General features: G+C 63.9%; 14 protein-coding genes. 10 read left to right on the top strand and 4 right to left on the bottom strand.

The window, feature by feature from the left end:
* Positions 1-150: 150 nt before the first annotated feature.
* Positions 151-1,698 (bottom strand): glutamine-hydrolyzing GMP synthase, encoded by a 1,548-nt coding sequence (gene guaA, locus JHL16_RS05400; RefSeq protein ID WP_200183863.1) that lies wholly within the window; start codon positions 1,696-1,698, stop codon positions 151-153.
* Between the two features lie 510 nt (positions 1,699-2,208).
* On the opposite strand from guaA, the gene JHL16_RS05395 reads away from it, so the two are divergent.
* The 7 genes from JHL16_RS05395 (at position 2,209) to JHL16_RS05365 (ending at position 10,436) form a co-directional block, all read left to right on the top strand.
* Positions 2,209-3,582, top strand: coding sequence for an ABC transporter substrate-binding protein (locus JHL16_RS05395; protein ID WP_200183862.1), 1,374 nt, complete (start codon positions 2,209-2,211; stop codon positions 3,580-3,582).
* Between the two features lie 237 nt (positions 3,583-3,819).
* Positions 3,820-4,740 (top strand): carbohydrate ABC transporter permease, encoded by a 921-nt coding sequence (locus JHL16_RS05390; RefSeq protein WP_200183861.1) that lies wholly within the window; start codon positions 3,820-3,822, stop codon positions 4,738-4,740.
* The gene (locus JHL16_RS05385) at positions 4,737-5,594 is read left to right on the top strand and encodes a carbohydrate ABC transporter permease (protein WP_200183860.1); all 858 of its coding nucleotides are present in this window, start codon (positions 4,737-4,739) and stop codon (positions 5,592-5,594) included. The genes JHL16_RS05390 and JHL16_RS05385 overlap by 4 nt, the downstream gene beginning before the upstream one ends.
* Positions 5,595-5,618: 24 nt before the next feature.
* Entirely contained in the window at positions 5,619-6,713 is a 1,095-nt protein-coding gene (locus JHL16_RS05380) for an ABC transporter ATP-binding protein (protein WP_200183859.1), read from the top strand.
* On the top strand, positions 6,713-7,771 hold the full coding sequence (locus JHL16_RS05375; RefSeq protein ID WP_200183858.1) for a Gfo/Idh/MocA family protein: 1,059 nt from the start codon (positions 6,713-6,715) through the stop codon (positions 7,769-7,771). The genes JHL16_RS05380 and JHL16_RS05375 overlap by 1 nt, the downstream gene beginning before the upstream one ends.
* Positions 7,768-8,736 carry a threonine ammonia-lyase gene (locus JHL16_RS05370; protein WP_210345954.1) on the top strand — a complete coding sequence of 323 codons (969 nt, stop codon included), beginning with the start codon at positions 7,768-7,770 and terminating at the stop codon, positions 8,734-8,736. Before JHL16_RS05375 ends, JHL16_RS05370 begins: the two co-directional genes overlap by 4 nt.
* Positions 8,733-10,436 (top strand): GMC family oxidoreductase, encoded by a 1,704-nt coding sequence (locus JHL16_RS05365; RefSeq protein WP_200183857.1) that lies wholly within the window; start codon positions 8,733-8,735, stop codon positions 10,434-10,436. Before JHL16_RS05370 ends, JHL16_RS05365 begins: the two co-directional genes overlap by 4 nt.
* A gap of 118 nt (positions 10,437-10,554) precedes the next feature.
* On the opposite strand, the gene JHL16_RS05360 is transcribed toward JHL16_RS05365, so the two are convergent.
* Entirely contained in the window at positions 10,555-11,871 is a 1,317-nt protein-coding gene (locus JHL16_RS05360) for an Nramp family divalent metal transporter (RefSeq protein ID WP_420884525.1), read from the bottom strand.
* A 172-nt stretch (positions 11,872-12,043) separates the two neighbouring features.
* Between JHL16_RS05360 and JHL16_RS05355 the strand changes: the two genes are divergently transcribed.
* On the top strand, positions 12,044-12,619 hold the full coding sequence (locus tag JHL16_RS05355; protein WP_200183856.1) for a DUF2239 family protein: 576 nt from the start codon (positions 12,044-12,046) through the stop codon (positions 12,617-12,619).
* 38 nt (positions 12,620-12,657) lie between these two features.
* Here JHL16_RS05355 and JHL16_RS05350 read toward each other — a convergent pair whose 3' ends face one another.
* Together JHL16_RS05350 and guaB are read right to left on the bottom strand one after the other, a co-directional pair.
* Positions 12,658-13,950 (bottom strand): RsmB/NOP family class I SAM-dependent RNA methyltransferase, encoded by a 1,293-nt coding sequence (locus JHL16_RS05350; protein WP_200183855.1) that lies wholly within the window; start codon positions 13,948-13,950, stop codon positions 12,658-12,660.
* 209 nt (positions 13,951-14,159) lie between these two features.
* Positions 14,160-15,629: an IMP dehydrogenase gene (gene guaB / locus JHL16_RS05345; RefSeq protein ID WP_200183854.1), complete on the bottom strand. Its 1,470-nt coding sequence runs from the start codon at positions 15,627-15,629 to the stop codon at positions 14,160-14,162.
* Positions 15,630-15,848: 219 nt separating this feature from the next.
* Between guaB and JHL16_RS05340 the strand changes: the two genes are divergently transcribed.
* Positions 15,849-16,160, top strand: coding sequence for a hypothetical protein (locus tag JHL16_RS05340; RefSeq protein ID WP_200183853.1), 312 nt, complete (start codon positions 15,849-15,851; stop codon positions 16,158-16,160).
* Positions 16,161-16,400: 240 nt separating this feature from the next.
* Positions 16,401-16,835, top strand: a complete 435-nt coding sequence (locus tag JHL16_RS05335; RefSeq protein WP_246770811.1) for a BA14K family protein — start codon at positions 16,401-16,403, stop codon at positions 16,833-16,835.
* Positions 16,836-16,860 lie beyond the last annotated feature (25 nt).

The raw sequence follows: 16,860 nt of genomic DNA, 5'->3' as shown, positions 1-16,860 counted from the left end.
GGAGATGGTCGAGTGCTGGCGGGACCGCGGGCGAGCAAAGTGGCCGGGTTGGGGGGACATGCAGCGATACGGGTTGAGAAAATAGTCCTTGTCAGCCAAGGGGATCGTGCGACTCCTGGCACGGAGCGAGATGTCTCAAACGACCTTAGATCACTCCCACTCGATCGTCCCAGGCGGCTTCGACGTGATGTCGTAGACCACCCGGTTGATGCCGCGGACCTCGTTGATGATGCGGGTCGCGGTGCGGGCGAGGAAGTCGTGGTCGAAATGATAATAATCGGCGGTCATGCCGTCGGTCGAGGTGACGGCCCTGAGCGCGCAGACGAAGTCATAGGTGCGGCCGTCGCCCATGACGCCCACCGTCTGGACGGGGAGCAGAACCGCGAAGGCCTGCCAGATGGCGTCATAGAGGCCGGCCTTGCGGATCTCGTCGAGATAGACGACGTCGGCCTTGCGCAGGATGTCGAGCTTGTCCCTGGAGATGGCGCCGGGAATGCGGATGGCGAGGCCCGGGCCCGGGAACGGATGGCGGCCGACGAAATGCGCCGGGAGGCCCAGCTCACGGCCCAAGGCGCGAACCTCGTCCTTGAACAATTCGCGCAACGGCTCGACGAGCTTCATGTTCATGCGCTCGGGCAGGCCGCCGACATTGTGATGCGACTTGATCGTCACCGACGGGCCGCCGGTGAAGGAGACGCTTTCGATCACATCCGGATAAAGCGTGCCCTGCGCCAGGAAGGCGGCGCCGCCGATCTTCTTGGCTTCCGCTTCGAAGACGTCGATGAACAGCTTGCCGATGGTCTTGCGCTTCACTTCCGGGTCGCTCACGCCCTCGAGTGCGCCTAAGAACATTTTAGACGCGTCCACATGGACGAGCGGGATGTTGTAGGATTCCCGGAACAGGCGCACCACCTCATCCGCCTCGCCGGCGCGCATCAGGCCGTGATCGACGAAGATGCAGGTCAGCTGCTCGCCGATCGCCTCATGGATGAGGACGGCGGTGACGGCGGAATCGACGCCGCCCGACAGGCCGCAGATGACGCGGTCGAAGCCGACCTTCTTCTTGATGCGCTGGATCGCGTCGTCCTTGAAGGACGCCATCGTCCAGTTGCCGCGGCAGCCGCAGATGTCGATGACGAAATTGCGATAGAGCCTGGCGCCGTCCGGCGTGTGCACCACCTCGGGGTGGAACTGCACCGCGTAGAACTGCCGCTTCTCATCGGCGATCGCCGCATAGGGTGCCCCCTCCGAGGTGCCGACGACGCGGAAGCCCGGCGGGATGGCGGTGACGCGGTCGCCATGGCTCATCCATACCTGGTGGCTCTCGCCTTCCGACCACACGCCGTCGAACAACGGGTTGTCGCTTTTCACCTGCAGGAAAGCGCGGCCGAATTCGCGGTGATCGGAGGTTTCGACCTTGCCGCCCAATTGCGCGCACATCGCCTGCTCGCCATAGCAGATGCCGAGCACCGGCAGGCCCATTTTGAAGACACGTTCGGGCGCCCGGGGGCTCTCGCCCTCGGTGACGCTGGCGGGGCTGCCCGAGAGGATGACGCCCTTGAGGCCCGGCCAGTCGAGCGCTTTTTCAGCCGACTGAAAGGGAACGATTTCCGAGTAGACACCGGCCTCGCGCACCCGCCTGGCGATGAGTTGGGTGACCTGCGAGCCGAAATCGATGATGAGAATACGGTCTGTCATGGCGAGCGCTTAAGGGATAGCGCTTGAGTCCGCAAGGCCGTCGGCAAGCGGCTGATCGGACAGAGGAAAAGCGAGGGATTTCTCCCTCCGCCGCCGAAGGCGGGGAGGGTGGCGCGCGCAACGCGCGACGGGTGGGGTGCCGCCACAAAGTCTGATCTCTCAAGCATTTGCCGGGCAGAACGATCGCGAAAGACCACCAGCCGGAGGCACCCCACCCGTCCGCCCTAACGGGCGTCCACCCTCCCCGCGCTTCGCGCGGCGGAGGGAGGTTTCGGGCGAACACAATCACCCAAAATCGCACATCATTCGCCTGAAGGCGGCCGGAACACGGGAATTTGACGTTACCGTTATGATTTTCCTTTGCACAGGTGACAAAATCCGCTTGACCCGAACACTCAATCTGACACACTCGAACACAATCACTAGAATTTGAACATTCCAGATCATGTCTGGGATCCGGGAGCCTTTCCAAGCCAGCAGACGACAGACTCAAAACACGGGGAGTGAATCATGAGCAGTGATTTTACGACGATGAACAGGCGTGCCTTTCTGCGTAGCACAGCGCTTTTGGGGGCTACGGCCCTGGGTTCCAGTCTCGTGCACATCCCCTTCGCTCTAGCGACCGAGTTCAAACCGGCCTCGGGCGAAACGGTCTATTTCCGCGGCTGGCAGTTCCGCACCGATGTCGTCCAGAACAATGTCGACACCTACAACAAGGCCTTCGAGGCCAAGGTCGACTACGCCACGGTGACCGGCGATTATCCGGCGGTCATGGAAAAGGCGCTCATCGCCAATGAGCAGCTCGACGTGCTCTATGCCAATCCCTCGAGCGCGGTGCGCTACAATGGCGGCGGCTGGGTGCTGCCCGCCTCCGAGCTGCCGGACGGCCAGGAAATCGCCGACGGCATGTATCCCAATATCCGCGAGGCGTGGTCGGTCGACGGCAAGCTGCTCGGCCTCTCCTATTTCGTGACGACGCGCGGCGCGCTGCATGTCTTCACCAAGCCCTATCTCGCCGCCGGCTACACCGAGGAGCAGCTGCCGACCAATTGGGACGCGCTCTATGACATGGTCTATGCGCTGAAAGAAAAGGGTGTGGCGACGCCGATCCTGCCGCACTGGTTCGGTGAATATTTCGGCATCTCCTGGGGTTTCGTGTTCGAGGTGATGAATCGCGGCGGCCAGGTCGCGGATCCGGCGACCCACAAGCCGGCGCTTACCCTCGACGGCCCCGCCGGCAAGACGCTCGCCGCATGGAAGAAGCTGTGGAAGTCCGGCCTCGTTCCGGAAGAGGTGTTCTCCTACAACGAAGCCGGTTACATCGACGCCTTCCGCTCCGGGCGCTACATCTTCTCGCCGCAGCAGCTCTATGATCTGAAAACCTTCAACGACAAGGCGCAGTCGGGCGATGTCGCCGGCCATGTCAGCCTCTTGCCCGGCAAGGAGCAGAGCTGGGGCCTGATCGACTCCGCCCTTTATGTCATGACGGCGCGCAAGGGCCGCTCGGATCCGCTCACCGACGACGTGAAGAAGTTCGTCAGCTGGTATGGCTACAAGGACGAGAACGGCAAATACGCCGTGGCCAGCCGCTGGCTGAAGGAGAACATGCTGTTCTCCGCCTACAAGGCGGTGATGGAAAGCGAGGAAGCGCGCACCGCGGTGTCGACGTCGCTGATGCGGCCGGAAGATTACGACCGGGTGCTCGAGGTCTATTCCAAGACGCCTTATCCGAAAGGCATCTGGAATGTCGTGTGGTCGGAAGAATTCAACTTCTGGCTCCGCGAGAAGCTGTTCGCCTTCCTGCAGCAGGATCTCGAGGCGGAAGCGGTGATCAACGAGGCCAATGCGAAGATCACCGAGCTCAACGAGCGGTATAAGATCTGATGCCAAGCCTTGCCTCTCCCCGCGCAGCGGGGAGAGGAAGGGGCCCATTGCGCAGCAATGGGAGGGTGAGGGGCGCCTGATCTCTTGGTGCAATCATGATGAACGAATCTATCGCGACTGCCGCGCTGGCAGGGAAGAAGGGTAACAGGGATGCCCCTCACCCTCCCAACGCTGGCGCGTTGGGCCCCTCCCTCTCCACGCTGAAGCGGGGCGAGGGAAAGAAGGAAGCTATCGCTTATGGCTGACACCGCTCGTTCCGCCCCTTCCCCGCCGCCGCGCACGGCTGAGATCAGCACGCTCAGCTTCGCGCTCATCATCTCGGTGCCGGTTCTCATCTTCCTCCTCGTCGTCGTCGCCTACCCGCTCGCTTACGCCTTCTATCTGAGCTTCCATGAGATCCGCTTCTTCGGCGGTTATTCGGCGACCTGGAACGGGCTCGCCAACTATTCCAAGGTGTTTTCCGATCAGAGCTTCTGGAGCTCGCTCGGGCGAACCTTGCGCTTCACCGTCGAGACGGTGATCCTCACGCTTGCCGTGGGCCTCGGCCTCGCTTTGATCCTGAAACATCTGCCGGCCAAATGGCGCTGGCTGCGCGCGCTGATCATCCTGCCCTGGGCGGTGTCGCCCTATGGCGCCGGCATCTTCTTCACCTATCTCGGGCGCGGCCAGACCGGCATCGGCACGGCGGTCGCCGGCTGGTTCGGCTCCGACCACACGGTCAACCTGATCTCGGCCCGCTTCGTCGTCGAATATCTGGCGGTGGGAGCCGCGTGGAACATGGCGCCGCTCGTCGCCTTCTTCCTCCTCGCCAATATGCTGACGACGCCGGCGCGGCTCTATGACCTCGCCAAGATCGACCAGATGTCGAGGCTCGAGACCTTCTGGCATGTCACGCTGCCGCCGCTGCGCTTCACCCTCTTCGTCTTCAGCTGCATCACCACGGTGCTTGCGATGAAGACCTTCGACTATATCTTTACCGCGACGCAGGGCGGGCCCGGCGGCGCCTCGGCGGTGCTCACCTACACGCTCTACAAGATCAGCTTCGTCAATCTCGATCTCGGCTATGGCGCCGCCATGTCGTTCTTCCTGCTCGCCGTGATCCTGGGTGCGACGGGCCTTCTCTACCTCCTCTGGGGCCGCAAGGAGGAACGCCAATGACCGGACGCAACACCAAGACCCTGTGGCTCGCCCTCGCCGTCGCGGTGGCGCTCCTGTGGACGTTCCTGCCCATGTACTGGGTGGTGAAATATGCCTTCATGACCAAGACCGAAATCGCCCGCTTCCCGCCGATGCTCTATCCGCCCGACCCGATGCTCGCCTCGTTCTTCAATATTTTCGGCTTCGACTACACCACGGCTGAAGGCACGGTGTTCAAGGCGTCCGGCCAGGCCCGGCAGATCATCCTCGGCCTGCGCAACAGCCTCATCGTCGCCCTCGTCGTCACCGCCATCACCACCCTCGTCGTGGTGCCGCTGTCTTATGTCTTCGCCAGGCTGCAGTTTCCGTTCAAGGGCAAGCTCCTGGCGGCGATCCTGCTGTCGGTGTCGCTGCCGCCGGTCTCGACGCTCATTCCCTTCTATACGCTTTATGTGCAGCTGGGCCTCACCGGCACGCTCTTCGGCCTCATCGTCGTGACGCTGACCATCACCATTCCGATCGTCGCCTGGATGCTCATCGGCTTCTTCCGCAACCTGCCGCCGGTCGAGCTCCTAGCCCGCGTCGACGGCTTCAGCCGGCTCTACACCCTGACCCGCATCATCGTGCCGATGGCGCGGAGCGGCATCATGGTGGCGGCGGTCATCGCCTTCCTGTTCTCGTGGAACGAATATGTCTATGCGCAGATCCTGGTGACCGGGTCGAACGCGGTGACGCTGCCGGCGGCGATGTCGGGCTTCCTCTTCCAGGTGCCGGAGCCGGCGCAGCTCGCGGCGAGCCTGCTGCTCAGCCTGCTGCCGCCCTTCTGCATCGCCTTCTTCCTACAAAAACACATCGCCGAAATGCATATCGCCTGAGACCGTCAAGGAGCCTTCCCGCCTATGGCCCGCATCGACCTGCATAACATCGTCAAGACCTATGGCAGCCACCACGCCGTCGAGAATCTCGACATGACCATCGAGGATGGCGAGCTCCTGGTGCTGCTCGGGCCGTCAGGCTGCGGCAAGTCGACGACGATGAACATGATCGCCGGGCTGACCGAGCCGACATCGGGGAAAATCCTGTTCGACGGCGCCGACGTGACCAGCCACTCGCCGCATCAGCGCAATATCGCGATGGTGTTCCAGTCGTCGCTGCTCTATCCGCATCTCTCCGCGCGCGACAATATCTATATGAGCCTGAAGCGCTCAGGGTTATCCAAGCAGGAGATCAATGCGCGCATCGCCCATGCCGCCGAGACGGTGGATGTGACGCGCCTTCTCGACAAGATGCCGTCGCAGCTGTCGGGCGGCGAGCGCCAGCGCGTCGCCACCGCCAAGGCGATCGTGCGCGAGCCTGCCGGATTCCTCCTCGATGAACCGCTGTCGGCGCTCGATGCCTCGCTGCGGCTGTCGCTGCGCGCCGAGCTCGTCAATCTGCAGAAACGCATCCGCACCACGATGATCTTCGTCACCCATGACCAGGTCGAGGCGATGACGATGGGCGACCGCATCGGCGTGATGCGCAAGGGCCGGCTGGAGCAGATCGGCACGCCGACCGACATCTATAACCGGCCTGCCACCCTGTTCGTCGCCGGCTTCGTCGGGGTGCCGCCGATGAATTTCCTCAAAGGCGCGCTTGAAAAGGCGGATGGCAGGCTGTGGCTCACCAATCCGTCGCTCAAGATGGAGATCAAAGGCGAATTCGCAAATGCGGCGCCGCAGAAGGAAGTCATTCTCGGCATCCGGCCGCATCTGATGCGGCTGACCGAGGCGGGCGCTTCAGCCCTGCCCTTGACCGTCTATGCGATCGAGCAGCTCGGCAATGAAGCCATCGTGATCTGCGACGGGCCCGATGGCGGGAAAATCCGCGTCGTGGCGCCCGCCGGCTTCACCGCGCCCGTCGGCGCCCGTCTCGATGCGACCTTCGACAGCGCCGCGGCGCGTCTCTACGATCCCGCCAGCGAACGGGTCCTCGCGGTCACCGGAAAAGCCTGATGCCTGCTATCGACGTGAACCACCCGCTCCGGGTCGCCCTAGCGGGCTTCGGCCAGGCCGGCCGCTGCCATGCCGAGACCTGGGCGACCATGCCGGGCGCGATTATTACGGGCGTCTATTCACTGCGCCCTGACGTCGAAGCCACTGACATCGCAAATGTCTGCGGTCCGCATGTGCCGGTCTATTCCGACTATGAACGCATGCTCGCGGAAAGCGGCTGCGACTTCGTCTCGATCTGCACGCTGCATGACACACATGCGGCGGAAGCGATCGCCGCGGCGAAACACGGCAAACATTTCATCGTCGAGAAGCCGATCTGCCTGACGCCCGAGGATCTCCTGGCGGTGCGGCGCGCGGTCGACAGTTCCGGTGTGCGGGCTTTCGTCGGCTTCCAGGAATTCCACTACGGCCAGCTCCAGGCGACGATCGAAGCGGTCGACAAAGGCTGGCTCGGCCGCGTGCATCTGGCCGAGATCGACTATTACAACGGCATCGGTCCGTGGGTGCCGCAGCATTGGTGGGCCCGCACCCGGAAGATCGGCCGCTCCTCCATGCTGTTCTGCGGGTGCCATCCCCTCATGATGCTGATGCTGGTGATGAAGGGTGTGAAAGTGGCCGAGGTCGAAGCCTTCGCCACCAAAACCGCCGCGCCCGATTTTGCGGATTTCGAATATCCTACCACCCAGGTCAATCTCATCCGCTTCGCAGACGGCCGGCTCGGCAAGGTCACGTCCTGCCTCGACAGCCTCAATCCCTATTATTGGCGCAACACGCTGATCGGGTCGGAAGGCACCCTGATCGATACGAAGATCATGAGCCGCGTCATGCTGCCCGGCCTCGACACCAAGGGCTGGCAGCAGCTGGCGACGCGCTCGATCAACGATGCGGGCACGGTCACGCCGGACATGTTCAGGCCGATGTTCGAGCGCATCCTCGCCAATCTGCGGCATGACGAGCCGATGCCCTATTCGGGCTTCAACGCGGCCTTCGAGATGCACCGCGTGCTGTTCGCCTGCGATGAGGCGGCGCGGACCGGCCGGCCGGTGTCCCTGCCATGACCACATCCGCCATCACCCTCGCGGCCGTCGAAGCGGCCGCGGCGCGCATCGCCGGCCATATCCGCCCGACGCCGATGATCGAGCTCGCCCAGGTCCGCAACCGCCCGGTGGCCAACCGGCTGTTCCTCAAGCTCGAGAATCTTCAGGTGACGGGCGCGTTCAAGGCGCGCGGCGCCATCAACCGCCTCCTCACCACGCCGCGCGAGTCCTTGCAGAACGGGATCGTCACTGCTTCGGGCGGCAATCACGGCATGGCGGTGGCGCGCGCCGGCCTCATCGCCCAGGTCCCCACCACCATCTATCTGCCGCCCAACGCCTCGCCGGCCAAGATCAGGGCGCTCGCCGGGTGGGATGCGACGGTGCATGTCGTGGGCGAGACATGGGATGATGCGGACGCCGCGGCGCGCGATCATGCGGAGAGCAAAGGCGCCATCTATTTCCACCCGTTCAAGGATCCCGACGTCGTCATCGGCCAGGGAACCGTGGCGCTCGAAATGCTCAGCGCCGTTCCCGAGGCTGACGTCTATCTGGTTGCGATCGGCGGCGGTGGGCTGATCGCCAGCCTCGCCACCGTCGTCCATGCGCGCAACCCGAAAGCGCGTATCATCGGCATCGAACCCGTCGGCAGCCCGACGCTGCATGCGGCGCTCGCGGCCGGCGGCCCGGTCCGGCTCGAGCGCCAATGGACACGTGTCGCCACCATGTCCTGCGGCATGACGGCACCCTTGATCTACGACATCGTCGCCAAACATGTGGAGGAGATCGTCCTCGTCGAGGACGAACATCTCATCGACGCGGCGCGCTGGATCCTGGCCGAGCTCGCGATCCGCGCCGATCTCTCAGCGGCGGCGGCGATCGCCGCTCTGCGCCTCGGCAAGATCAGGCTGGCGCCCCATGAACGTATCAGCACCCTGATCTGCGGCGCCGACGATGCGGCGCTCGGAACACAAGGAACAGCAATATGAGTGCAGGCGAGGTCGATTACATCATCGTGGGCGGCGGATCGTCGGGCTGCATCGTGGCGGCGCGGCTCTCCGAAAATCCGGCCGTCAAAGTGATCCTGCTGGAAGCGGGCATGGACGCGGTGCGGCCGGAGGATTTCCCTGACCTCGCCAGCTCCTATCCGGGCATCGCCTATTCCAATCCGCGCTATACCTGGAAGGACCTCAAGGCGTCGGGGCCTTATCAAGGCTCAAACCAGCCGGAGGCCCGCGCCAAACGTTATGAGCAGGCGCGCCTCTTGGGCGGCGGGTCGGCGATCAACGGTATCGGCGCCAATCGCGGCTCGCCGCATGATTATGACGAATGGCGCGACCTCGGCGTCGAAGGCTGGTCGTTTGCGGAATGCCTGCCCTATTTCAAGAAGCTCGAGCGCGACCTCGATATCGACGACGAGCTGCATGGCAAGACGGGGCCTTTTCCGATCAGGCGGCGCGGTGCGGAAATCTGGACGCCGTTCACCCATGCGATGCTGGCGCTGTGCGCCGAGCGTGGCATTCCCTTCCTGCCCGACCAGAACGGCAAATGGGAGGACGGCATCTTCGAGATGGCCGTCAATATGGACGAGCAGAAACGGCGCGTCAGCACCGCCTGGGCTTATCTGACGCCGGAAGTGCGACGCAGGCCTAATCTGGAGATCCGCACCGAGACGACGGTGTCACGTCTTCTCATCTCCGAAGGCCGGGCCAAAGGGGTCATCGCCCGGCGCGGCAATGTGCAGGAAAAACTCGCAGCGCACCGTGTCGTCGTCTGCGCCGGGGCGCTGGCGACGCCGGCGATCCTGATGCGCTCAGGGGTCGGGCCGGCGCCGCATCTCGGCGATTGCGGCATCGAAACGGTGCAGGATCTGCCGGGGGTGGGCCAGAATCTGATGGAGCATCCTTCCTCCGGCCTGGTGCCGTTCCTGAAACCGTCGGCGCGCCAGAAAGGACCGCTCGATTACCACATCCCGATCGGCTACCGCTTCTCGTCGGGCGTCGAAGGCTGTGCGCCGGGCGACATGCATATGAATTTCGTCACCCGCGCCGCCTGGCATTCCGTCGGCGGCCAGCTCGGCGCGTTGTTCTTCTGGGTCAACAAATCCTATTCGAAAGGCCAGCTGCTGCTCGATCCCGCAGCGCCCGACGGTCCGCCGCGCATCGACTTCCGCCTGCTCTCGGACCGGCGCGATCTGGTGCGGCTGGCGGATGCCTTCGAGCGCGCCGTCAGCCTCGGCACCGATCCGCGCCTGTCATCGGTCGTGTCGGGCCTCTATGCCGGCGGCATGTCGGAATTCGGCAAGCTCTTCTCGACGCAGTCGCGGCTCGGCGCGGTGGTCACCGGCATCGGCGCGCTGGGCCTCGACATGATCGGCAAATATCGCGACAAGGCCTTCCCGCATATGCTGTCGAACTTCAACGATCCCAAGCGTCTCGCCGGCAACCGCGCCGAGCTCGAAGCCTATATTTCGGAGACGGTCGGCGGTGTGTGGCATCCGACCTGCACCTGCCGCATGGGACCGGAGAGCGACAAGCTCGCAGTGACCGATGCGCGCGGCAAGGTGCGCAAGCTCGACGGGCTCTATATCAGCGATGCCTCGATCATGCCGACGATCCCGTGCGCCAATACCAACCTGCCGACGATCATGATGGCGGAAAAGATCGCCGATGGTTTGAAGCGCGGCTGACAAAACCCTCATGCTGAGGTGCGAGCGAAGCGAGCCTCGAAGCATGATCCAGGTGCACGGACTTGCCGCTCGCCACCCTTCGAGGCTCGCCTGCGGCGAGCGCCTCAGGGTGAGGGCCTCAAGCGCCGACCATAATGTCGTAAAGCATCTTCATATTGAGCGCGATAATGATGGCGGCGATGACCGCCGACACGACGGTGAGCCAGGCAGGGGCCACCAGGGCTCCCATCTTGGCGCGGTCGCGGGTGAACATCACCAAAGGCACGATGGCGAAGGGCAGCTGGAAGGCGAGGATCACCTGACTCAGGATGAGCAGCATGCCGGTGCCGCTCTCGCCATAGAGGATCGTCACCGCCGCCGCCGGGATGATGGCGAACATGCGGGTGATGAGGCGGCGCAGCCAGGGCGGCAGTTTGATGCGCAGGAACCCTTCCATGACGATCTGGCCGGCGAGCGTCGCCGTCACCGTCGAATTGAGGCCGCAGCATAAAAGCGCAATGGCGAAAAGCTTGGGCGCCAGCATGGAGCCGAGCAACGGCGCCAGCATCGAATGGGCGTCACCCAGTTCGGCCACTTGCGCATTGCCGGTCTTGTTGAAGGTCGCTGCCGCGAGGATCAGGATCGAGGCATTGACGAGAAGCGCGAACATCAAGGCGACGGTCGAGTCGATGGTGGCGAATTTCAGCGCCTCGCGCTTCTCGGGGTCGGAGCGGCCATAGGCGCGCGTCTGCACCACGCCCGAATGGAGATAGAGATTATGCGGCATCACGGTGGCGCCGATGATGCCGAGCGCCAGATACAGCATCGCCGGGTTGGTGACGATCTCGGTGGTCGGCGCGAAGCCCTTGATGACCGCGCCCCATTCCGGATCCGCCATGGCGATCTGCACCGCGAAACACACCGCGATCACGCCGAGAAGCACGATGATGAAAGCCTCGATCCAGCGGAAACCGAGCTTCTGCAGATAGAGGATGAGGAAGACGTCGAGGGCGGTGATGACGACGCCGATCTCGAGCGGAATGCCGAACAGCAGATTGAGGCCGATGGCGGTGCCCACCACCTCGGCGATGTCGGTGGCGATGATGGCGATCTCGGCGAAGAGCCACAGAATCCAGGCGACGGGTTTCGGGAACGCGTCGCGGCAGGCTTGCGCGAGATCTCGGCCGGAGGCGATGGCGAGGCGGGCGCAGAGCGACTGCAGGATGATCGCCATGATGTTGGACATCAGCGCGATGACGAGCAGCGTGTAGCCGAATTGGGCACCGCCGGCGATCGAGGTGGCCCAGTTGCCGGGGTCCATGTAACCGACGGAAACAAGATAGCCCGGCCCGACGAAAGCCATGGCGCGCCGCCATGTCGAAGCGTTGGCGTGAACGGGAATGCTGCGATGAACATCGCTCAAGGACGCCTCGCCGCGGTCGCGGCTCCATCCCATCAAACGGTCGATCGAGGTTGCTGCCTGGTCATCCATAGCTCAGATATAGCATAGGCTATATTCGTGACAATGGACTAAGTCAAAAATACTGATTTTTATTTTACCCGGATGATATTGACGAAACTATTTTACCCGGGTAATTCAGGTGAAGTTTGATTTTCGGAGTTTTCATATGCCTGCCCTCTCCTTCACCGCTTTCACCGGTCCCCATCGCCTCGCCGGCGGGGCAATCCTCGATGTGGCACTGGCGGTCAAAGCCGCGCTCGCCATGGATCCGGAGGCCCCCGTCCTCACATTCAACGACGCGACGGGCGCGGTGGTCGATCTCGATCTTCGAGGTGGTCGCGACGAGATCGCCGCGCGGCTGGACGAGCGGTTTCCGCAAGGCCCCGACGAGATGGAAAGCGAGGCGCCGCGCGGGCCTGGCCGGCCGAAGCTCGGCGTCATCGCGCGCGAGGTCACGCTCTTGCCGCGCCATTGGGAATGGCTCGGCACCCAGCGCGGCGGCGCCTCGCATGCGCTGCGCCGTCTCGTCGATGACGCACGGCGCGCCGATCAGGGAGCGAGCGAAGCCAGCGCGCGGCGCGATGCCGCCTATCGCTTCATGTCGGCGATGGCGGGAAACCTGTCAGGTTTCGAGGAGGCGTCACGCGCGCTCTTCGCCGGCGACGCGGCACGCTTCGGCGAGCAGAGCGCATCATGGCCCGAGGATATCCGCGACCATGTGCAGAAGCTCGCCTGGGGGTGAGTGATGATTCCCCTCCCCCTTGTGGGGAGGGTAAATCATCACGACTTCTTTTTCAGGAGCGCCATGAAGAAACCGTCGGTGGCGTGGCTGTGGGGAGTGAGCAGCAGCGTGTCCTTGGCCTGGCCGGCGGACTCCGGGGGCTCGGTGCCGATCGCCTGACGCCAGTGCTCTCGATAGGGCTGAAGCGTGAAATCGGGATGGCTCGCGAGGAAGGCGGCGACCTGGTCGTCATTCTCCTCAGGCAATACCGAGCAGGTGATGTAGAGCATCCGGCCGCCCGCTTTCACCAGCTTGGCGCCGCGCTCCAGCACAGCCTTCTGATCGCCGAGACGGATATCGAGCTGTCTTTCGGTGAGGCGCCATTTCGAATCCGGGTTGCGCCGCCAGGCGCCCGACCCCGAACAGGGCGCATCGACCAAAACGCAATCGACTTTTCCCGCGAGAGTATCGAGTCTTACGGACTCATCCGAACCCAATACCTGAACATTGCGCGCACCCGCCCGCTGCAGCCGCTCGAAGATCGGACGCAGGCGGTGCTTGTCGCTGTCATAGGCGTGGATCTGGCCCTTGTTGCCCATCAGCGCCGCCAGCGCCAGGGTCTTGCCGCCGGCGCCGGCGCAGATATCGGCCACCTGCTCGCCGGCCTTGGCACCCGACATCAGGGCCGCCAATTGCGAGGCCGCGTCCTGCACCTCGAACCAGCCCTTGCCATGCGCCGGCTCGGCCTCGACATGCGGGTTGCGCTTGTCGGGACCTGCCGAAGCGATGCGCACGCACCAGGGCGACAGAGGCCCCGACACCGCATTGAACTTCTCCAGCGCCTTGAGGAGCTTCGGGCGATCGCTCTTCAGAATGTTGACGCGCAGATCGACCGGCGCGCGCTCGGCAAGCGCCCGGCCTTCCTCGGCGGCACGGTCGCCGAAGACGCGGGAAAGCGACGCGCTCAGCCATTCGGGATAGTCGCCGGCAATATGAGCCGACCCCTCTTCCGCCGGCGCCGCCGCCAGAAGCGCGCGCTCGTCGTCGGTGAGCGGGCCCGGGCCATGCTCTTCCGCGGATGCGCGTGCGATGTCGTCGGGCGAGCGCTTCCAGATGTCGTGCAGGGCGGCGAGCACGACCGCGCGGGGCTCATCGCTGCCCATCCGCCGCGCCAGCGAGTTCTTCCGGCGCAGCACGTCATAAACCAGCGTGCCGATGGCGTGACGGTCGCCGGCGCCGGCGAAACGATGCGCCTTGCCCCAGTCCTTCAACGCTTCCGCCGCCGGGCGGTGGCGCGATGCGATCTCCGCCAGAACCTCGATCGCCGCCGATATTCGACCACCTTCACGCATGATCAGACAAACACCTTGTAAGCCAGCCACAGCCAGTAGACCGTCAGGACGACGGCGCCGGCGGTGAACACATAAAAACGCCGGACCAGCTGATTGCGCCCGACATGAACGAAACTATGGCCGGCGCGCCATCGCCGAGGCGATGCCCAGCCCGATGGTCATCAGCACATGCAGGAATACCGGCAGCAAGAGATCTTGCTGCAGGCTCATCACCCCTGCCTCTGATAATTTGGCGCCTCGCGCGTCACCATCACGTCATGCGGGTGGCTTTCGCGCAGGCCCGCATTGGTGATGCGGATGAATTCGGCGCGCGTCTGGAGATCGGGAATGCTGCCGGCGCCGACATAACCCATGGCGGCACGTAAACCGCCGACGAGCTGGTGCAGCACGGCCGACACCGGGCCCTTATGCGGCACCTGACCCTCGATGCCTTCCGGCACGAGCTTGAGTGAGTCCTTCACTTCCTGCTGGAAATAGCGGTCGGCGGAGCCGCGCGCCATGGCGCCCACCGAGCCCATGCCGCGATAGGATTTGTAGCTGCGGCCCTGATAGAGGAACACCTCGCCCGGGCTTTCATCGGTGCCGGCAAGCAGCGAGCCGATCATGGCGACGCCGGCGCCGGCGGCGATCGCCTTGGCGAGGTCGCCCGAATATTTGATGCCGCCATCGGCGATCACCGGCACACCGGCTTTCTGGGCCGCCTCGGCGCATTCCATGATGGCCGAAAGCTGCGGCACGCCGACGCCCGCCACCACGCGGGTGGTGCAGATGGAGCCGGGGCCGATGCCGATCTTGACCGCATCGGCGCCGGCATCGATGAGCGCTGCGGTCGCTTCCGCGGTGGCCACATTGCCGGCGATGATCTGCACCTTGTTGGAGAGCTTCTTGATGCGCTTGACCTGGTCGATGACATGGATCGAATGGCCATGGGCGGTGTCGACGACCACGAGATCGACGCCGGCATCGATGAGAAGCTCGGCGCGGGCATAGCCCTTGTCGCCGGTGCCGGTGGCGGCGGCGACACGCAGGCGGCCCTGCTCGTCCTTGGCGGCATGCGGATGGTGCGCCGCCTTCTCCATGTCGGTGACGGTGATGAGGCCGACACACTTGTAGCTGTCATCGACGACGATGAGCTTCTCGATCTTGTATTTGTTGAGGAGCCGCGTCGCCTCGGCGCGATCGACGCCTTCGCGCACCGTGACCAGATTGTCCTTGGTCATCAGCTCGGCGACTTTCATCTTCGCATCGGTGGCGAAGCGCACGTCGCGGTTGGTGACGATGCCGACCAGCGTGCCCTTGCCGTCGACGACCGGAATGCCGGAGATACGATGCTGCTCCTTCAAACGCATCAGATCGGCGAGCGTCGCTTCGGGGCGGATGGTGATCGGGTTGATCACCATGCCGGATTCGAAGCGTTTCACCTGGCGGACCTGCTCGGCCTGCTGATCGGGCTCGAGATTTTTGTGGATGACACCCAGGCCACCGGCCTGCGCCATGGCGATGGCGAGGCGCGCCTCTGTCACCGTGTCCATCGCCGCCGAGATGATCGGGATGGACAGCGCGATGTCGCGGGTGATGTGGGTGCGGGTCTGCACTTCCGCCGGCAGAACAGAAGAGGCGCCGGGCTTCATCAGCACGTCGTCAAAAGTCAAATATTCCGGGATCTGGCGCCTGGCCATTGGCCAACCTCCGTAAAAGCACTTCGCAAGTGCGGTAAGACTCACTCTGGGTTGGCGAGGGCTCATAACACCCAGTTCCACCTGGGAGCAAGCGGCGAAACGGGAAGCGGAGAAATCGCGCTGGAGGCCTGCTTGCAATGCACGGCTGAGGTGGGAACAAAGGCCCCGATCACCACTTCTCCAGCATGACCCATCGCGGTCAAAAATGGAGATTTTGTCATGAATTACAAACCCTTAATCCTCGCGGCGACAATCGCCGCATCACTCGGCCTCGCCACCGCGGGCACGGCGGAAGCGCATGATCATGGCGGCGGCCGCTTCTTCATCGCCGGCCACCATCATGGCGGCTGGGGCGGCCATCACTGGCATGATCACGGCTGGGGCGGGTTCGGGATCACCCCGTCCTATGGTTTCTATGGCCCCGATTATTATGGCTATTATGATGATCCCTATGACGCGCCTTATGCCTATTGGCGCTTCGCTCATCATCGCCATGATCATTGGCGCTTCCACCATCGGGCGTATTACTGATGCGCGCGAGCAGGCGGCGGGGCCTCCCGCCCCGCTTCCTGTCAGGTTCCATGACGGGCAAAAATCCGACAGCGACGGAAGTGCCGGCCGCCATCCGTCTTAGCTGATGTCCACCAACCGGAGGCAAAACGGTGCTGGACCGATGGGCCGGCCCTGCCGTGATCCCATCGTGAAGGAACGAATTCGGGCGCGCGGCATTGGTGCCAGAAAGCGCGCCGCGACGGCGAAGGAGTGCTTTCTATGAAAATTTCCAAACCCCTTGCATTCATGGCGGCGGTTACGGTTGCGGGCTTTCTGAGCCTCGGCGGCGCCCAGGCCGCCAATGTGGCGACCGGCAGCGCACCGCTCCCGGCGATCCAGAAGGCGCAGGAGTCGAATATCCAGCCGGCCTCGCACCGCAAGCGCTATTGGCGCGGCCACCGTAATCGTTATTGGCGCGGCGGCCGGCGTTATTGGGGCCCGGGCGTCGGTCTGGGGCTCGGCTTCGGTATCGCCCCCTATTATTATGGCGGCGGCCCTTATTACTACCGGCCCTATCGCCCCGTTTACGCGCCGGTCGGCGGCGCGCATGTGCGCTGGTGCCTCGACCGCTACCGCTCCTACGACCCGCGCAGCAACTCTTTCCTCGGTTACGATGGCTATCGCCATCGGTGCAGAAGCCCGTACCGCTACTGATCTCAAGTCGCGGTTTTAACGGAAG

It is taken from the genome of Taklimakanibacter albus, from assembly GCF_016595235.1.
Lineage (GTDB): Bacteria > Pseudomonadota > Alphaproteobacteria > Rhizobiales > Aestuariivirgaceae > Taklimakanibacter > Taklimakanibacter albus.
The sequence above is the reverse complement of the archived record's forward strand: the minus strand, read 5'-3'. Positions and strand labels throughout refer to the sequence as shown.

What these genes read in the sequence shown, in the direction of transcription:
- JHL16_RS05375 (WP_200183858.1), top strand. Translation starts at nt 6,713, where the DNA reads ATGCCTGCTATCGACGTGAACCACCCGCTCCGGGTCGCCCTAGCGGGC.
- JHL16_RS05390 (WP_200183861.1), top strand. Translation starts at nt 3,820, where the DNA reads ATGGCTGACACCGCTCGTTCCGCCCCTTCCCCGCCGCCGCGCACGGCT.
- JHL16_RS05355 (WP_200183856.1), top strand. Translation starts at nt 12,044, where the DNA reads ATGCCTGCCCTCTCCTTCACCGCTTTCACCGGTCCCCATCGCCTCGCC.
- JHL16_RS05395 (WP_200183862.1), top strand. Translation starts at nt 2,209, where the DNA reads ATGAGCAGTGATTTTACGACGATGAACAGGCGTGCCTTTCTGCGTAGC.
- JHL16_RS05360 (WP_420884525.1), bottom strand. Translation starts at nt 11,871, where the DNA reads ATGGGATGGAGCCGCGACCGCGGCGAGGCGTCCTTGAGCGATGTTCAT.
- JHL16_RS05365 (WP_200183857.1), top strand. Translation starts at nt 8,733, where the DNA reads ATGAGTGCAGGCGAGGTCGATTACATCATCGTGGGCGGCGGATCGTCG.
- guaA (WP_200183863.1), bottom strand. Translation starts at nt 1,698, where the DNA reads ATGACAGACCGTATTCTCATCATCGATTTCGGCTCGCAGGTCACCCAA.
- JHL16_RS05350 (WP_200183855.1), bottom strand. Translation starts at nt 13,950, where the DNA reads ATGCGTGAAGGTGGTCGAATATCGGCGGCGATCGAGGTTCTGGCGGAG.
- JHL16_RS05335 (WP_246770811.1), top strand. Translation starts at nt 16,401, where the DNA reads ATGAAAATTTCCAAACCCCTTGCATTCATGGCGGCGGTTACGGTTGCG.
- JHL16_RS05385 (WP_200183860.1), top strand. Translation starts at nt 4,737, where the DNA reads ATGACCGGACGCAACACCAAGACCCTGTGGCTCGCCCTCGCCGTCGCG.
- JHL16_RS05340 (WP_200183853.1), top strand. Translation starts at nt 15,849, where the DNA reads ATGAATTACAAACCCTTAATCCTCGCGGCGACAATCGCCGCATCACTC.
- guaB (WP_200183854.1), bottom strand. Translation starts at nt 15,629, where the DNA reads ATGGCCAGGCGCCAGATCCCGGAATATTTGACTTTTGACGACGTGCTG.
- JHL16_RS05370 (WP_210345954.1), top strand. Translation starts at nt 7,768, where the DNA reads ATGACCACATCCGCCATCACCCTCGCGGCCGTCGAAGCGGCCGCGGCG.
- JHL16_RS05380 (WP_200183859.1), top strand. Translation starts at nt 5,619, where the DNA reads ATGGCCCGCATCGACCTGCATAACATCGTCAAGACCTATGGCAGCCAC.